At 63.2% G+C, this 16,273-nt stretch carries 14 protein-coding genes; 2 read left to right on the top strand and 12 right to left on the bottom strand.

All coding sequences use genetic code 11. The annotated features are described in order from the left end of the window. Positions 1-290: 290 nt before the first annotated feature. The 12 genes from B6V73_RS16095 to B6V73_RS16040 form a co-directional block, all read right to left on the bottom strand. Entirely contained in the window at positions 291-1,346 is a 1,056-nt protein-coding gene (locus B6V73_RS16095; RefSeq protein WP_088725743.1) for a ketopantoate reductase family protein, read from the bottom strand. Positions 1,347-1,369: 23 nt separating this feature from the next. Continuing rightward, complete coding sequence (locus B6V73_RS16090) at positions 1,370-2,158, bottom strand: glucose 1-dehydrogenase (RefSeq protein ID WP_088718338.1); 789 nt, start codon at positions 2,156-2,158, stop codon at positions 1,370-1,372. 15 nt (positions 2,159-2,173) lie between these two features. Beyond that, on the bottom strand, positions 2,174-3,031 hold the full coding sequence (locus B6V73_RS16085) for an intradiol ring-cleavage dioxygenase (RefSeq protein ID WP_088725742.1): 858 nt from the start codon (positions 3,029-3,031) through the stop codon (positions 2,174-2,176). Between the two features lie 14 nt (positions 3,032-3,045). Next, complete coding sequence (locus B6V73_RS16080; RefSeq protein ID WP_088725741.1) at positions 3,046-4,110, bottom strand: maleylacetate reductase; 1,065 nt, start codon at positions 4,108-4,110, stop codon at positions 3,046-3,048. Positions 4,111-4,170: 60 nt separating this feature from the next. Then, positions 4,171-6,693: an ATP-binding cassette domain-containing protein gene (locus tag B6V73_RS16075; RefSeq protein ID WP_206185590.1), complete on the bottom strand. Its 2,523-nt coding sequence runs from the start codon at positions 6,691-6,693 to the stop codon at positions 4,171-4,173. Between the two features lie 84 nt (positions 6,694-6,777). Next, on the bottom strand, positions 6,778-7,845 hold the full coding sequence (locus tag B6V73_RS16070; RefSeq protein ID WP_078571710.1) for a substrate-binding domain-containing protein: 1,068 nt from the start codon (positions 7,843-7,845) through the stop codon (positions 6,778-6,780). Further along, complete coding sequence (locus B6V73_RS16065) at positions 7,832-8,860, bottom strand: ABC transporter permease (RefSeq protein ID WP_206185589.1); 1,029 nt, start codon at positions 8,858-8,860, stop codon at positions 7,832-7,834. The genes B6V73_RS16070 and B6V73_RS16065 overlap by 14 nt, the downstream gene beginning before the upstream one ends. Positions 8,861-8,888: 28 nt before the next feature. Further along, positions 8,889-9,869 carry a zinc-binding dehydrogenase gene (locus B6V73_RS16060; protein WP_088725739.1) on the bottom strand — a complete coding sequence of 327 codons (981 nt, stop codon included), beginning with the start codon at positions 9,867-9,869 and terminating at the stop codon, positions 8,889-8,891. Position 9,870: 1 nt separating this feature from the next. Next, positions 9,871-10,905 carry a Gfo/Idh/MocA family oxidoreductase gene (locus tag B6V73_RS16055; protein WP_088725738.1) on the bottom strand — a complete coding sequence of 345 codons (1,035 nt, stop codon included), beginning with the start codon at positions 10,903-10,905 and terminating at the stop codon, positions 9,871-9,873. Next, positions 10,905-11,189, bottom strand: a complete 285-nt coding sequence (locus B6V73_RS16050; RefSeq protein ID WP_088725737.1) for a YciI family protein — start codon at positions 11,187-11,189, stop codon at positions 10,905-10,907. The genes B6V73_RS16055 and B6V73_RS16050 overlap by 1 nt, the downstream gene beginning before the upstream one ends. A gap of 10 nt (positions 11,190-11,199) precedes the next feature. Then, positions 11,200-12,276, bottom strand: coding sequence for an SDR family oxidoreductase (locus B6V73_RS16045; RefSeq protein WP_088725736.1), 1,077 nt, complete (start codon positions 12,274-12,276; stop codon positions 11,200-11,202). A 33-nt stretch (positions 12,277-12,309) separates the two neighbouring features. After that, positions 12,310-13,377 (bottom strand): 2,3-butanediol dehydrogenase, encoded by a 1,068-nt coding sequence (locus B6V73_RS16040; RefSeq protein ID WP_088725735.1) that lies wholly within the window; start codon positions 13,375-13,377, stop codon positions 12,310-12,312. Positions 13,378-13,579: 202 nt separating this feature from the next. On the opposite strand from B6V73_RS16040, the gene B6V73_RS16035 reads away from it, so the two are divergent. Then, positions 13,580-14,494 carry an NAD(P)-dependent oxidoreductase gene (locus B6V73_RS16035; RefSeq protein WP_088725734.1) on the top strand — a complete coding sequence of 305 codons (915 nt, stop codon included), beginning with the start codon at positions 13,580-13,582 and terminating at the stop codon, positions 14,492-14,494. Next, positions 14,467-16,233 (top strand): extracellular solute-binding protein, encoded by a 1,767-nt coding sequence (locus tag B6V73_RS16030; protein ID WP_088718329.1) that lies wholly within the window; start codon positions 14,467-14,469, stop codon positions 16,231-16,233. The genes B6V73_RS16035 and B6V73_RS16030 overlap by 28 nt, the downstream gene beginning before the upstream one ends. Positions 16,234-16,273 lie beyond the last annotated feature (40 nt).

The raw sequence follows: 16,273 nt of genomic DNA, 5'->3' as shown, positions 1-16,273 counted from the left end.
GATCTGCTCTTCGCTGAACCGGCTTCTCTTCATCGTCTGTCTCCTCGTCTGGAGAACAGGCTAACCTCAAAACGAGGGGAGCAGGTCAGCGCACTTTTGCGAATGTCCGCTCAGGGCCGTTCCCTGCGCCCAAGCATGAGTGGCGGAAGGTGATCTCCGCTGCACACGCCACAAACGTCGGAATAGCGCGACAAAGAAGAAAAGGCCAATCATTTCAAGATGGCGAAGAAGCTCCTTCCGGGAAAATCATAATGACGCCACACCGCGCGACGACGCCCGATAGGTCCGTGCTAAGCCTGCGCCAGCCCCCGGTAATGCGCCACAAGTTCGCGCGCGTTGTCGGGGTGATGCCTGCGCCGACCGGCCTCGATCTCCTTTGCCATCTCCACGACCTTGCGGTTCATCGGTGCGGCCTTGCCGCGCGCCTCGAGGAAATCGACCACCAGCCCGTTCACCTCGTCGACCTCGGCGCGACGGCCCTTGCGCCAATCCTGCAGCGAGGTCGTCAGCGTGTCGTCCCTTGAGAAGGTGCGAACGACCTCGTCGAAGATCTCGTCGACATAGCGTTCCGGGTGGTTACTCATCACCGGCGGCATCCCGATGATCGGCATGATGGTGGCGCCGTCAGCGAGCGCTGCCTCCATTGCCTCATAGCCGGCGCGCCGCATCACTTCGAGAAACTCGGGGTCGCGGACGCTGTCGCGCATCGCGGTGTCGATGATCGCCGTGGGGATCAGTTCGGCTGCATTCACCACCAGCTTCATCCATTTCGCCGAGCGGATATCGTCTACCACCTGAACGGTGCCGGAATGACGCAGGATATCGGCGACGTCGTGCACCCGCGGCTGTTGCTCGGGGTCGAGCGCACCAAGCGCGAACCAGCTTTCGTCCGTGTCGTTCTGGCGGGTCGTGACCCCCGGCTCCCACATGTTCGACGCAATCTGGATAACCGCGCCGATCGTGCGATGCGCGCCGACGATGTCGGCGATCGCCTCGTGAGTCATGCCGTTCTGCAGTCCCACGACGAAGCCGTGCTCCGCCAGAACCGGCTTGATCATTTCCGCCGCCCAGCGGGTGTCATAGGCTTTCACCACCACGAAGACGAGATCGAAGGGCTCCTTGATTTCGGCGATCTCGCACAGGTGCAGCGCCTTGACCGGCGTGTGCAGCTGGCGGGTCGGCAGGTTGACCGTCAGTCCCTTCTCGCGCATCGCCTCGACATGCGCCGGCCACTGGTCGATGAAGGTGACGTCGAGCCCCGCCAGCGCGAAATCGGCGGCGACCGATGCGCCCTGCGCACCGGTCCCGATAAAGGCGATCCGAGGGAAAGGGGTTTGCTTCGTCATCGGGCGTATCTCCTCGGTTGCGGTCATTGCATGATCATCCCGCCGTCGATCTGCAGGCATTGGCCGGTCATGTAATCGGAGTCCGGCGAGAGGAGGAAAGCCACCGTTCCGGCGACATCAGCGGGCGTCGAAGTCCGGCCGAGCGGGATCCCGGCGGCGAAGTTGCGCAGGGCCTCTCCCGGCTCGGAGGAGACGCCCATTTCCATCAAGTCCTTGTCGAGCACCGTCCAGAGATCGGTCTCCACCACGCCGGGAGCGAAGGCATTGGCGGTGATTCCGTGCGGCGCGAGCGTGCGGGCCGCCGCCTGCGTCAGACTGATGACCGCGGCCTTGCTTGCGCAATATGGCGCGAAATCACCGAAGCCGGCGCGGCCCGCCATCGAGGCGGTGTTGATGATCTTGCCTTTCCGCTTGGCCGCGATCATCGCCTTCGCCGCTTCCTGAATGCCGATCATCACGCCCATGCCGTTGACTGACATGATCTGGGTCCAGTTTTCCTCGGTCGTCTCGAGGAAAGGCTGAGGACGGTTGAAACCTGCGTTGTTGACGATGGCATGGAGAAAGCCGAACTCCGCCTCGCAGGCGGCAATGGCCGCGCGGGTGGCAACCCGGTCGGTCACGTCGGTCTTGCAGAAAATCGCGCGTCCACCGTCGGCGGTGAGGGCTGCGGCGGCCTTCGCGCCAGCCTCTTGATCAAGATCGGCGATCACCACGCCGTATCCAGCCGCCGCGGCGCGCCGCGCAATCTCGAGACCAATTCCCCGTGCGGCACCCGTAACGACGACGCCGCCCATTTGCTCTTGTTCAGACATGATATCCTCCCCTGCTCAGGTCGCGCGGTGCAGCACGAAATCGTAGTTGGACTCCCACAGCGTTTCGCCGTTTTCGACCGGGGTGAACTCGGCGATCAGGGATTCCTTGACGCCGAACACCGCATCCGAGGTCAGGTATTTGTCGCCCGCCACGAAAGTATGGGTCGTCACCGGATCGAAACCCTCGGCGCTGACGATGAAATGCATATGCGCCGGGCGATACGGGTGACGCCCGAGCTTGCCCAGCATCTTACCCACCGGACCGTCGTCGGGGATCGGGTAGGAGACCGGCTTGATCCCCTTGAACCAGTAGCGCCCGTCCGGCCCCGTGGTGAACACGCCGCGATTGTTGTTGCGCGGCTGAATGTCTGGCTGCTGGACGTCGTAGAAGCCGTCCTCGCTGTCCGACCAGACGTCGATCCGCGCGCCTTCGACCGGGTTGCCGTCGAGATCGGTGACCGTGCCATAGAAGCGGCAGGTCTCGTGCCCGCCCGCTTGCGTGATGTTCGCGCCCATCTCGTATTCCGGCACGCCATCGACATGGAACGGGCCGAGCACCGTGTTCTCGGTCGCCCCGGTCGGGCGGCGGTTGTTGATCGCATCGACCAGCATCGAGACGCCAAGCACGTCAGAAAGCAGGATAAACTCCTGACGGTTCTCGTCGCAGATCTGTCCGGTCTTGGTGAGGAAATCGATCGCGATATCCCACTCGGCCTGCGTCAGCTCGACGTCCTTCACGAAAGCATGCAGGTGGCGGACGAGGCTCGCCATCACGGTCTGGAGGCGCGGATCGGTGCTCTCCGAAACCCGGGCGTTGACGGTTTCGACCGAGGCTTCCTCGGTGAAATAGGCGATCTTCGGCTCTTGGGTCATGTCATTCATTCCTATCAGGTCGTGACGGGGCGCTGCCCGGCATGGGCGCGACTAAGCAGGTCGAGAATGCCGTCGCGCGTGATTTCGCGCGGGTTCTTGTAGGGGTTCTGGACGGCCATATCGGCGGCGCGCGCCAGATCGCTTTCCTTGAGGCCATAGTCGGCCAGCGCGAGAGGGGCGCCGATGGAGCGCGCGAAGTCGTAGAGTCCGCCGCCCAGATCGCCACCAAACAGCTCGGTCGCGCGCGCCAGTTCGGCAGACGCCGCCGCGGCGTTATAAGCGGCGGTATGCGGCAGCAGGATCGCGTGCGTTTCCGCGTGGGGCATGTCGAACCCGCCGCCGAGCGTGTGGCAGAGCTTGTGATGCAGCGACATCGCGACCGCGCCCAGCACGGTGCCGCAGAGCCACGACCCGTAGAGCGCATCGGCGCGGGCATCGCGGTCCTCCGGCGTCTCGACGATCCGCGGCAGCGCTGATTTCAGCGCGCGCAGCCCTTCGACCGCCATCAGCGACGTGACCGGGTTCGCATCGGGCGCGTAGAGCGCCTCGACCGCGTGGGCCATCGCGTTCAACCCGCTCGCAACGCTCATCGCGACCGGCAGGCCCAAGGTCAAATCGGGGTCGTAAATCACGGTTTCCGGGCGGATCTTGGGATCGCGGACGGTCGTTTTCTGCCCCTTCTCGGTCTGACCGAGAATGTCGGTTGCTTCCGAGCCGGCATAGGTCGTCGCGATCACCACCTGCGGTGCGTCATTGCGCCAGGCGATGGCCTTGCCCAGACCGATGGTCGAGCCGCCGCCGAGCGCTACGACGCAATCGGCCTTGGTCTCGTTATAGACTTTGAGCGCGGCCTCGGTCACGGCGACGGGCGTGTGCATCGCGGCCTCGGTGAACGTTCCGGCCGCCATCTCCCCGAGGTCTTTTGCAAGCGCCTCGGCGTCGTTTTTCTGGAACGGCGTCGACAGGATCAGCGCGCGGGCGCAGCCCAGTCTCTCCACCTCCTCGGCAACCTTCGCCAAGGTCCCGGAGCCAAAGACGATACGCCCGGGGCTGGATGTGTAGATGAACGCTTCAGGCATGGTTCCTCCCTGCGCCTCGCACAGACGAGGCGTTGAATTGAGCCAGCGTGGGCCGCGAGGTTACTCTTCGCGGCGCCGACGCGCGGTCGTGTAGATGAGCGCCGCCACGAGGATCAGCACCCCTTGGAAGCCGTATTGGTAGGCCTGCGACAGCCCGAGGAAGGACACGGCGTTGAGCACTTCGGTCAGAAGCACCGCCCCCAGCAGCGAGCCAATGAAGGTGCCGCGCCCGCCGAGAAGGCTGGTGCCGCCCAGCACGACCGCGGTGATGCTGCCCAGCGTGTAGTTCACGCCTTGCGCCGGATCGCCGACCCCGATCTGCGCCATCAGCATGATCGCTCCAAGCGCGGTCAGCAGCGACACGGCGATATAGCCGAGCACGAAGGTCCGATCCGTGCGTATCCCGATCCGCCGCGCGGATTCCTCGTGCGAGCCGACCGCGCGAAGCTGCCACCCTGCCCGCTTGCGGCGCAGACCCAGCTCCATCGCGATGGCGATCACGATCATCACCACGAAGGCGATCGGGACCGGCCCGAAGCTCCGGGTGAGCGTATCGATCACGTCGAAGGAGATGTAGCCGCCCGGGCCCTCACGCAGCACGAAGCTCAGGCCCTGCAGGCCGATGAACATTGCCAGTGTCGCGGCGATGGGTGTGAAATTGGCGAAACGGATCAGCACGCCGTTGATCAATCCAACGACGATCGCCGCGCCGAACATCAGCGCGAAACCGAGCGCCATTGTCGAGGCCGGGCTGCCATCGTTGATGAAGAACGACCCGATCACCACGAGGAAACCGGCAAGCGGCCCGACCGACAGGTCGATCCCGCCCATCAGCAAGGCAATGGTCTGCCCCAAGGCGATGAAGCCCAGTGCGGTGGCGAGGATCAGGATGTTCGAGACGTTGAAGGACGACAGGTAATTCTCATTCTGCGCGCTTACGAACAGCGCGAGCAGCACCGTCACCAGCGCAAGCGGCACGATCGTCGCGTTGTCGGTTTGCACAAAATGGCGCAGCTTCGCGCCGAAGCCCTCTTTCGCGCTCCGTTCCTCGGCCACGTGATGCGCATGCGTATCAGCCTCGACCGCAGCTCCGACGATGCGGGCCTCGGTGATGTCGTCTCCGCGCAGCGTCTCGACGATACGGCCCCGCGACATGACCAGAACGATGTCGCACAGCCCTTCCAGTTCCGCCGCGTCCGAAGAGTTGACGATCACCGGGGTGCCCGCGTCGGAGACTTCGCGCAGGATCCGGTAGATCTCGAAGCGCGCACCGACATCGACACCCTGCGTGGGCTCGTCGGCCACGATGAAACCGGGCTCCGACAGAAGCGCGCGGGACATCACGATCTTCTGCTGGTTGCCGCCCGAAAGCTGGGAGACCTTCGCCTCGACGCCCGCGGCCTTCACCGCCAGCGAAGAGAAGACCTCCTGCACCTTCTGCATTTCCTTGCTGCGATCCAGCACGCCACCCGAGGCATATTTGTCGAGCGAGGCGAAGGTCGCGTTTTCCCGGATCGTCAAATCCGCAGCGAGGCCTTCCGTATGGCGATCCGACGGCATGAAGGCCGCCGCGTGTTTCAGCTCTTTCGGCGAGAGCGTGCGACCGTGGAGCTTGATCGCGCCACGATAGGGCTGAAGGCCCACCAAGGCGCGCATCAGATCGGACTGGCCGTTGCCCTCGACACCGGCGACGCCGATGATCTGGCCGCGTCCGAAGGCGAAGGCCACATCCGAGAATTTGCGCCCGCTGAGGCCTTCGACCTCGAAATTGATCGGGGGATTGGCGTCGGCGCATTTCGGCGGGAAGGCAGAGGCAAGACGGCGCCCGACGATCAGATCCAGAAGTTGGGAATTGCTGATCTCGCTCGCAGGCGCGCTGCCCCGGTGACGGCCATCGCGCAGCACGGTCACGCGATCCGCGATCTGACGCAACTCGGCCAGACGGTGGGTGATATAGATGACGGCGGTGCCGGAGGCCTTCAGCGCCCGAACCTTCGCGAAAAGCATATCCGTCGCGTCCTGATCGAGCGCGGCCGTCGGTTCATCCAAAATAAGCACACGGGGCTGGACGGCGAGCGCTTTCGCCAATTCCAGCAGGTGTTTCTGCGCGATGGTCAGCGTATCGACACGCGCGTTCAGCGGCACCTCGAGGCCAACCTCTTCCAGCAGGCGCTTGCCGACGCGGTCCTTGCGGTCGCCTTGGAAAACAGAGGCAGGCAGTGACACTTGCAGGTTCTCGAGCACCGTCATGTCAGGCAGGATCGCCGGGTGCTGATAGGAGATCGCGACGCCAAGCGCCGACGAGCTTTCCGGCGAGAGCGGCATCACGTCCCGCCCGTCGAATTCGATCCGGCCGGTGCTGGGCTGCAGAACGCCGGTGATCAGGTTCATCAGGGTCGATTTCCCGGCCCCGTTCTCACCCAGTATCGCGTGCACTTCGCCTGCGTGAATGTCGACGCTCACGTCGCTCAGGGCGCGGACCGCCCCGAAGGATTTCGACACGCCGCGCAAGCGGATCACGGGGGTGCCCGTTGACGTTTCGCGGAGCCCGTCCGCCTTCTCCATCGGTTCGATTTCAGCCAATGCTATCATCCGTTTAGTTCCGCCGATCTGAGGGGTTGGCGCGGGTATCTCCGGGCGGATCGCGCCGCCCGGAGACAGGGGAGGTTACTGGCCGACGGCTTTCGCCTGCTCGTCACCCGAAAGCTGAGCAGAGAGATAGATCGCACCGGGCAGATCCGAGCGACACTGAACGGGGTTCGGATCCCCATCGGTCGAGTCCTCGAAGTTCGGGGCCTTGAAGACTTCCTCCGACGGCGGGGTGCCACCGGTCGCTTCCGCGATCGCCCATTGCACGGCGAGACGAACGTTGTCGTTGCCGGTCGCGACCGTGAAGAGCTTGAAATCGGGATTGTCGGCGTGGACCTTCTCCCAGAAGCAGCCGAGCGAGTTGCCGTCGGACGTCGCGAGCGCCGGGATCGAGCGGTCGAAGTTTGCAAACACCGGCAGCGCGCCCACGAGCGACGGGCCGAAGTCGGACACGATCACGTCGATATTGTCATGCTGCGCAATGGCGGCCGACAGCACCTGCTGCGTCAGGGACGGATCCCAGTTGGTCACCGCGAAGGGGTCCGGGTTCAGGAACTTGTAGCTGTCGTCGAGGATGTTCTTCATCCCCTTGAGCTCGTCCAGCCCCTGGCTGTTGCCCGCCGGGCCCGACAGGAACAGGATGTTCGCGCCGTCCGGGAAGTTCTCCTTGATCCACTTGCCCCAGCTTTCGCCGTCATAGACGAAGTCGGCACCGACGAAGCGAGTGTAGTTCTTGCCGGCTTCCCCACCGACATTCACACGGTAGGGCACGACGACCGCGCCGGAGCGATAGGCTTTGGTCAGCGCGGGCAGGATTGCCGGGCCCGCATCGCCGAAGACGACCATTGCATCGACACCGCGTGCCGCCATCGAGTTGATGTCGGAGATCGCCTTCTGCGTGTCGCCCTGACCGTCGGCATAGTAGTAGTCGGTGATGCTCGGACACTTCGCGGCTTCCTCCTTGCCCGAAGCGGTCGTCACCAGACGCCAGCTATTGCCCCCGAAACCGTCGAGCAGCGCCAGCGAGGCCTTGTTCGGGCCGCACCAGGAGGGTGCGTCCTCTGCGCTGGCCGCCGAGGCCGAGAGGGCAATTCCAAGCCCCAGCGCCATATAGGCAGCGCATCCTTTCAGGTTAGACAGTTTCATGGTTCTCCTCCTCTGTAGAACTTGTTTGTTCTTTCTTGAAACGGTTCGTCCATTCGATCGAGTAGACCCCGATGCCGAATACAAGAGCGAGCGCCTGCACGATGGTCTGCGCCGAGTAGGGCACACCGATCGACAGAGCGAACTGGCTGAGCTGGTTGAGAAAGAAGGCGGCGATGACGACCGAGATCGGAAAGCCGCGCCCTCCCAGAAGCGATGTCCCTGCCAGCACCACGACGGCGACCGAGGGCAGAAGCAGGCTGTTGCCCTGAAATGCCGTGGGTTCGCGGGTGATGCCTGCGATCAGGATGCCCGCGGTGCAGTAAAGGATCTGCGCCGCCACATAGGCCATCGCCTGATACGGTTTGACGCTCAGACCCGCCGCGCGGGCCGCCTTCGGATTGGCCCCGATCGCCTCGAAGCGACGGCCAGCCACCGTCTTTTTCAGACCGAAGGACACGAGAGCCAGAATGGCGAGGGCGAACAGGACCGAATGGGGAATGCCCAGGGTCTGACCGCCCGCGATATGGGCCAGCAGGTTCGTGGTGATCCGCGGCACGCCGCCGGAGATCGCGAAGACCGCCGAGAACAGAAGTGCGTTCATCCCGATGGTCGCAACGATCGCGTTCAGGCGGAAATAGGCGACCATGATGCCGTTCAGGATCCCCGCCGCGAGCGCGAAGCCGACCGCGATGACAAGTGCGCGCAGTAGCCCGGCATCCTGCCCGTTGGGCATGTGGGTCGCGATCACCACCGCAAGCGATACCGACCCCGGCACCGACAGATCGAAGCCGCCCTGCTGCACCACCAGCATCTGGCCGAGCCCGACGATACCAAGCACCGCCGCGAAAGGCAGGCTGCCCATCAGCGACCCGGCGGTGACCGCCGAGGGCGCGAAGATGACGCAAAGAAGGATGAGCGCCAGCGTCGAGGCGACGATGGTGACGAAGCCCTTCGACAAGGGCATCGACATCAGACCCGTCGGGCCTCCGAAGCTATGCGGCGTCGTCTCAGCCATGATTTCTCCTCCTCCCTCGCGTCGCGTCTCAGCTGATTTCCAAGGTGACCTTGACCGCCTTGTCGGGCGACTTGCCAAGCTCCAGCGCCGTCATCGCGTCATCGATGTTGTAGCTGTGGGTCTGGATCGGCGAGAGATCGAGCCCGGTGCGCTCCAGGAACCGGATCGCCGCCGGCCAGACGCCGGGAGAGCCGATGCAGCCGCGCACGTTGAGGTTCTTGATCTGGATCTTGCCCAGCTCGACCGGGAATTTCTGGCCGATATTGATGCCGACCATAGAGACATTCCCGTCGTCGCGGGCATAGTCGAAGACATTGGCCAGCGAGGCCGGATGGCCCGCGCATTCGACCACCAGATCGGCACCGCCCTTGGTCATCTGCTGCACCGCTTCGATGGGATCGCCGTCGGTCGGATCGATCGTGCCGTCCGCACCGAGCTTCATCGCGATCTCACGGCGCAGCGGCACCGGGTCGACCACGATCACGCGGGCGCCCATGCCGATCGCGGCGGCAGCCGAGACGAGGCCGATCGTGCCGCCGCCAGAGACGACGACCGTATCCGCCGCGCAGACGCCACCATGGCGCATCACCGCGTAATACCCGCAGGTGAAGGGCTCGATCAGCGCGCCTTTCGCGTCATCCACCGCATCGGGCAGCTTGTGCAGCCATTCGGGACGCGCGGCGAAGAATTCACGATCCGCACCGTCCATCGAGAAGCCGAAGTGATGGATACGTTCGGGCGTATTGATCACGCATTCGCCGACCACACGATCCCCGGGCTTGAGCCCGTCGACATTTTTCCCGACCTCGACGACTTCGCCGACCCACTCGTGGCCCGGAACGACCGGGTAGGAAATCGGGATAATGTATTGACCGGCCAGCAGCTCGTAATCGGAATGGCAAATCCCGACGCGGCGCGACTGGATGAGCACCTCGTTGTCGGTGATGCCGGGCGTCTGCACCTGCGTCACGATGGGCTTGTTCGGTTCGTCGAAGATCAGGGCTTTCATGTCAGGCTCCAACTTTGGCTGCGGCGGGTTGCGCCACATGTTCGATTTGACCGCTGCGGGACGAGGCGAAGACCGCCTCGAGCAGCGCGATATTGTCGACCAGATGATCGGCGGTGATCGGGTAGGTTTCCTGTCCGCGCACGGCGCGGGCGAAACTCACCAGGTTGTCCTTCACGGGCTCGGCCTTGCCGATCTCCACGGTCTCGATCGGGCCTCCGGCCATGGCCGAGGTCACGATCCAGCCATCGGGCGCCTCGACATGTGCCTTGTCGCGAATGTCGATCCAGCCTTTCGAGCCGTAGACCGTGAAGCGGGACATGAAGGGGTTCGACAGCGAAGCCGACACGTAGGAGGTCCCTCCCCCGGCGAATTTCACATAGGCCGCCACCGTGTCGCCCTGCGGCAGTTTCGAAGACAGCTGCTCGCAGATGCACAGCACGCTTTCCGCGCGGCCCAGAAGGCGGACCGACAGATCCAGTAGGTGAATACCCGTCGCAGTCATGCCGCCTGCCGGCGCCTCGCTCGCCTGAACACGCCAGTTGCTCGGGTCCATGCCGACGAACTTGTCGTGGCTGAAATTGGCCTCGATCTGCTGGATACGGCCCAGCTCACCCGCATCGGCCTTCGCCAGCATATCGGCGATCGGCGGCTCCCACCGGCGCTCGTGGCCCATGCCCAGGACGAGCCCGGCCTCGGCACAAAGCGCAACCGAACGAGCGGCTTCTTCCGCAGTGAGCGCGAGCGGCTTTTCGCAGAAGATGTGTTTGCCTGCGGCGACCGCCTTGGCGATCTGATCCGTGTGCAGCGAGTGCGGCGTTGCCAAGACGACGGCCTCGACCTCCGGATCGTTCAGCGCGTCCGCGTAATCCGCGCTGAGCGTCACGCCCTTATCGGCGCAGAGATCGCGCACCGCGTCCATGTTAGGCTCCACTGCGCGGACGACCTTGATATCCTCGGGAGCGCTCGACAGAACGGAGAGCATCTTCTGCCCCCACCAGCCAAGCCCAACGAGGGCGATTTTGACCGGCCCCGACATCAGCGATTGTCCACGCGCTTCGAGAACGGACGGATCGAGACGGACTTCCACAGACCGACCTTCGCGAAGGGATCGTTGCGGTTAAAGTCTTCGACCTCTGCAAGGCTGTCAGCCTCCAGCAAGAAGCAGCTGCCGATCATGGTTTCCTCGTCATCTGCGAGCAGCGGGCCCGAGATAACCGTCTTCACCGGCGCCTGAGCCAGATAGGCCTTGTGGTCCTCGTAATTCGCCAGCCGTTTGTCGACGGCGCCGTCATGGTCAAGGCAATGGATCACGTAGTGCATTGCGGTCTCCTCAGTTTCCGGCCGGAATGATCTTGCGCGCGCGCAGTTCGTCGAACACGTCGAAGAAGCTGTCCGGCGTGCTCTGATAGGCGTCGAAGCCCAGCTTCCGGCTGTTCGTCATATCGGTGAAGCATTCCAGCTCGCGACCCAGGTCGGCGTCGCTGTGCCACCACGAGGCGAGCTTGGTCACAGGGATGTCCTGCAGCCCATATTGCGCCACCATCTCGGACCAGATCGCGGGCGCATCCGCCATCTGCTCTTCGAGCGGCGTCGTGTGACCGGGGTATTCCGCGACCTCGAGGCCGAAATACTCGGCGATCCGCGCCCAGAGCCAAGTCCAGCGGAAGACGTCGCCATTCGCAGTGTTGAACGGCATGTTCGCAGCTTCCGGCGTCGTCGCCGCCCAATAGAACTGTTTGGCGAGGATGCGCGCATCGGTCACGTCGGTGACCGCGTTATATTGCTCGGGCGAGCCGGGATAGAGGAACGGCTTGCCAGTGTGCTTGCAGATCGACGCATAGACCGCGAGCGTGACCGCCATGTTCATGTAATTTCCGACCGTGAAGCCGATCATCGTGTGCGGGCGGTGCACCGACCAGGTGAAGCCGTGTTTCTCGGCCATCTCCAGCAGCACATCTTCCTGCGCGTAGTAGAAGTTCGGCCCCGGCAGACGCGGACTTGATTCGAGGAAGGGCGTGTAGGGCGTAACCTTGGCGTAGTCGTCGAACGAACCGAGGTAATGCTTGAGGCCCGTGACCAGCGCCCCGTGCTTGATCGGCGCGCCTGCGATCCCCTCGAATAGGTTGCGCACCATCATCCCGTTCACGCGGACGTTCTCTTCCTCGTTCGCCTGACGCGCCCACGTGCAATAGAACACATGGGTCACGTCCTTGGCCGCAGCCAGCGCGGCCTTGCTGCCCTCTGCATCGGTCAGATCCGCGGCGATATGACGGTCGGACCACTCCAGATCGACGTCGCTGCGCGACACCGTGACGACCGTCCAACCATGAGATTTCAACTCGCGCGCGGTGTAGCTGCCCGAGAGACCGGTAGCCCCGACAATCAACGCAATATTCTGTTCAGCCATGGGTCTTCGCCCCTTTCTTGCAGTTCGGTTTCGTCAGGTGGTGACGAGAATTTTCAGATGTTCTCCGGCAGGATCGAGCAGCGCCTCGAAGCCTTTCTCCACGACGTCCTCGGCACGGATGCGGGCCGTGATGACTTTCTCGATCGGGAAATTGCCCGAGGCGACCATGCGCGCGATGCGCGGCCAGATCTGGGTCGGGTAGCACCAGGTCGCTTCGACCGTGATATCCTTGAGCGCCCAGAGCATGGCGTCGATGCTGGCAGGCTTCATGTGCAGACCGACCTGAACGACCTTGCCCTGACGGCGCACCGCCTCGACGCAGGCGTTGAGCGAGCGCTCGAGGCCCACGCATTCCAGAGCCACGTCGACGCCGACGCCTTCCTCGGTCAGATCGCCCACGACTTCCTGAAGGTTGCCCGCGCCGGGATCGACGACGAAGGCATAGGGAGCAATCTCGGAGATGATCCGGCGGCGGTTCGGATTCGGCTCGGAGACGATGATCGTGCTCGCGCCCGCTGCATGGGCCGAAAGCACCGTCAGCGCGCCGATCGGACCTGCGCCCGACACCAGCACGGTGGAGCCTGCCGTCACCCCGCCCCGATCGACGCCGTAAAGCGCAACCGCCGCCGGTTCGATCATCGCAGCCTGCTCGTCGCTCAGCGCGTCGGGCACGGGCTGGGCGTTGTAGTCCTTGACAACGGCCTTCTCGCCCATGCCGCCCCAGGCCCAGCTGAGGCCGATGCAGCCGAGCTGCGGCGAGAGGTGATAGAGACCGCGCTTTCCGTAGTAATCATTGCGTGGCGCTACGAGCGGCTGGATAGAGATCCGATCGCCCTGCGCAACATCGCTGACCGCATCACCGACCTTCAACACGCGGGCCGAAAACTCGTGCCCGAGGATCTGCGGGTTGCTCGCACCGGTGTAGACATGCGGCTCAGCGGGCGTGACGATCGGCCCCGCCATATACTCATGAAGATCGGTGCCGCAGATGCCCGTGATGATCGGCTCGATCAGCACGTCATCGGGGGCAAGCTGCCCGGACGGCTCCTCCACATCCTCGACGCGGATATCCTTTGCTCCGTGAAAACGAACGGCTTTCAATTCGACCTCCTCCTGTCCTGTCGGCGCGGCGACTGCAGCCTGTGATCCGCCTGGCGGACCGCGGCACCGTCGCGCTGCTTGCCATGATTCGTAGCAAACCGATCCGATCGCATCAGAAAAAAAATCTCCGCTCCGGAAAAATTACTTCAGTGTTCGCCGAAGCGGCATCTTAGGGTGAGGCAAGACAAACGGAGACATATGGATGAGCAACATGGCGAGTGCGCCCCACCTCCCCCAATCCGAATCTTGCGCGGTCGGCTGGATCGGCGTCGGAAAAATGGGCGGGCCGATGGCGCGAAATCTCCTCGACAGCGGCGTCGGACTTACCGTTGTGGAACCCGATTCGGGCAACCGTGCGAAGCTTGCGGAGAAAGGCGCAAAAACCGCCGACTGCGCGCGCGATCTGCGCGATGTGCAGGTCGTCTTCTCTACGCTGCCCAATGACGACGCGCTGATGGCGGTGGTATCGGGAGAGACCGGGCTAATTCACGGCCTACCGCGCGGTGCCTTGCTGGTGGAAATGAGCACCGTCTCACCGGAATATTCTGAGCGCGTTGCGCAGATCCTGAGCGAGGCGGGCCTGCGCTACCTGCGTGCACCGCTCTCCGGCAGCACGGATCTCGCCGCAAAAGCGGCACTGACGGTTCTTGCGTCGGGCGATCGTGCGGGCTGGGACGAGGTGCTCCCCCTCATCAAGACCTTCTCGGCACGGCAGTTCTTCCTCGGAGAGGGCGAGGAAGCGCGCTATATGAAGCTCGTGCTAAACACCCTCGTCGGCGCCTTCTCGGCCGTGCTATCGGAGGCGCTGGCTATTGGCGCGAGCGGGGGGCTGTCGCGGGCCGACATGATGGAAGTGATCTGTGAAAGCGCCGTTGCCTCGCCGCTGTTCAAATACAAGCAAGAGGCCGTGGTCAACGATGACTACACCCCCGCTTTCACCGTCTCGCAGATGATCAAGGATTTCACGCTGATCAGCGATGCGGCGCGCCGCAATGACGTGCCGCTGATGACCACCGGCTTGATCCTCGAACTCTATCGGAGCGCGTCGAACGCTGGCATGAGGGACGAAGATTTCTTCGCATTGGTGAAATGGCAGGAAAAATTGTCGACAAGGTGACTCCGGTCGGGCAGCATCCGGACGCAATGCAACCACAGGATGCTGATCTGACGAGCCACGAGCTTTCCAGAATCGTCGATTTTCTTCGACGGTTGCGGGCGCCGTTCGACCATCAGATGCCCGGTGCCAAGCCCGACGTCTATCAGAATATCACGCTGGAACTGGTGGACGCGCATCTGCGACTGAGCCCAATTGACAAGTCAGGGCTCATCAGCCTTGCCGATGTGCCCTATAGCACCGGCAACCGCATGATCATGAAGATGATTGATGACGGGCTGATACGGCAAGTGCCGCGCGGGAACGGATTGAAGACGCATTTCCTCGAGCCTTCGGAGAGCTTGTTAAATGCCTTCATGAGCTATGCCATTCACGTCAAAGGTCACATGGCGAAAACCTTCGGCCTGCGGCAAGGCACTGAAACGAGCGAATACTACTTCGGCGGCAGCTATTTCGCAGCGCAGATCATCTCGCCGGTGCGCGGCGAGGACATCACCGGACTCAACCTTAGCGACATCAAATTCCTGCTCAACGATGACAACTACTTCATCGCGATGCGCAACATGTGGTCGGATTTCCGAAATGAATTCGGCAAGCGTAGTAGCTTTGACCTGCAACGCCTCCCCAATCTCTACGCCAAGTCGCGGCAGACCTTTTCGGAGATGACGCCACGCTATGACGTCATTGCGATGAACATGCCGTGGCTGGGTGAATTCGCCGAACGCGGAGAGCTCGCACCACTCGACGATCTGATCTCGAATGCCGCCATCAACTCGCTCGATTTCCACCCCTCGGTCTGGGGGACGGGCAACTGGAAGGGCACGCAATACGGCATTCCGCTCTATTGCACGATCGAGATCCTCGCCGCGCGCAAGGACTTGTTCGACGCCGAGGGGGTCACTTATCCCAAGACCTTCGACGAGACGATCGCGGCCGCGCGCGCCTTCCACGATCCACAGAACGAATTCTACGGCATCGCGTGGAACGGACAACGCGGCATGCCGATCGCGAATTCCTTCATGTTCTTCCTCGCCGCCTGTCGCACCACCGTCATCGACATGCCGCTGCGCAATCAGGAGAGCTGGAGTTTTGATACGTTCGACTCGCTCAAGCTGCAGATCGACACCGAGGATGCGCTCGAAGTGATCGAATACATGAAGCAGCTTGTAGAGGTCTCGCCCCCTGATATCGCGAGCATCGATTGGGAGCGGCGCATCCATTACTTCATGTCCGGTCAGGCCGCGATGACCTATTGCTGGACAATGCGCGCTGCCCGCTTCGAGCACGAGCTGAGCTCTCGCGTGGCCCGTCGCGTGGCTTACCTTCCCCCGCCTTCGCGCCGGATGCGGCGTGTTTCCGCCCCGGTCGGGGGCTTCCTGCTGACCATCCCCTCCTATGTCGAGCCGACCCGGCAGAAACAGATCATCGACGCGATTGCCTGGATGGTGTCTCCCGAGGCGATGAAGGAGCACGTGAAAAACGGCTTCCCCGTCGCGCCCCGATTCTCGGTCTGCGCAGACCCCGAAGCTCTCGCCTCCTCCCCGATCGTCAGCATGGTCGACCGAATGGCCCGTAAGAACGAACTGGTGACTTGGGCGCGCCCGCCGGTGCCCGCCTTCAACCTGATCGAGCGGACATTGGGCGAAGAAATCCACGACATCGTCTTCCACGGAAAATCGCCGCAACGCGGTCTGAGGGACGCCGAAAACCGAATCCTCTCGGCAATCAGGGCAGAGGCGTGAGGCGGCCAAAGCTGTCAGAAATAACCCGCGGCCAAGTCTG

Source organism: Thioclava sp. JM3 (assembly GCF_002213185.1).
Taxonomy (GTDB): Bacteria; Pseudomonadota; Alphaproteobacteria; order Rhodobacterales; family Rhodobacteraceae; genus Thioclava; species Thioclava nitratireducens.
Note: the sequence above shows the minus strand (reverse complement) of the source record. Positions and strands in the feature narration are given on the sequence as shown.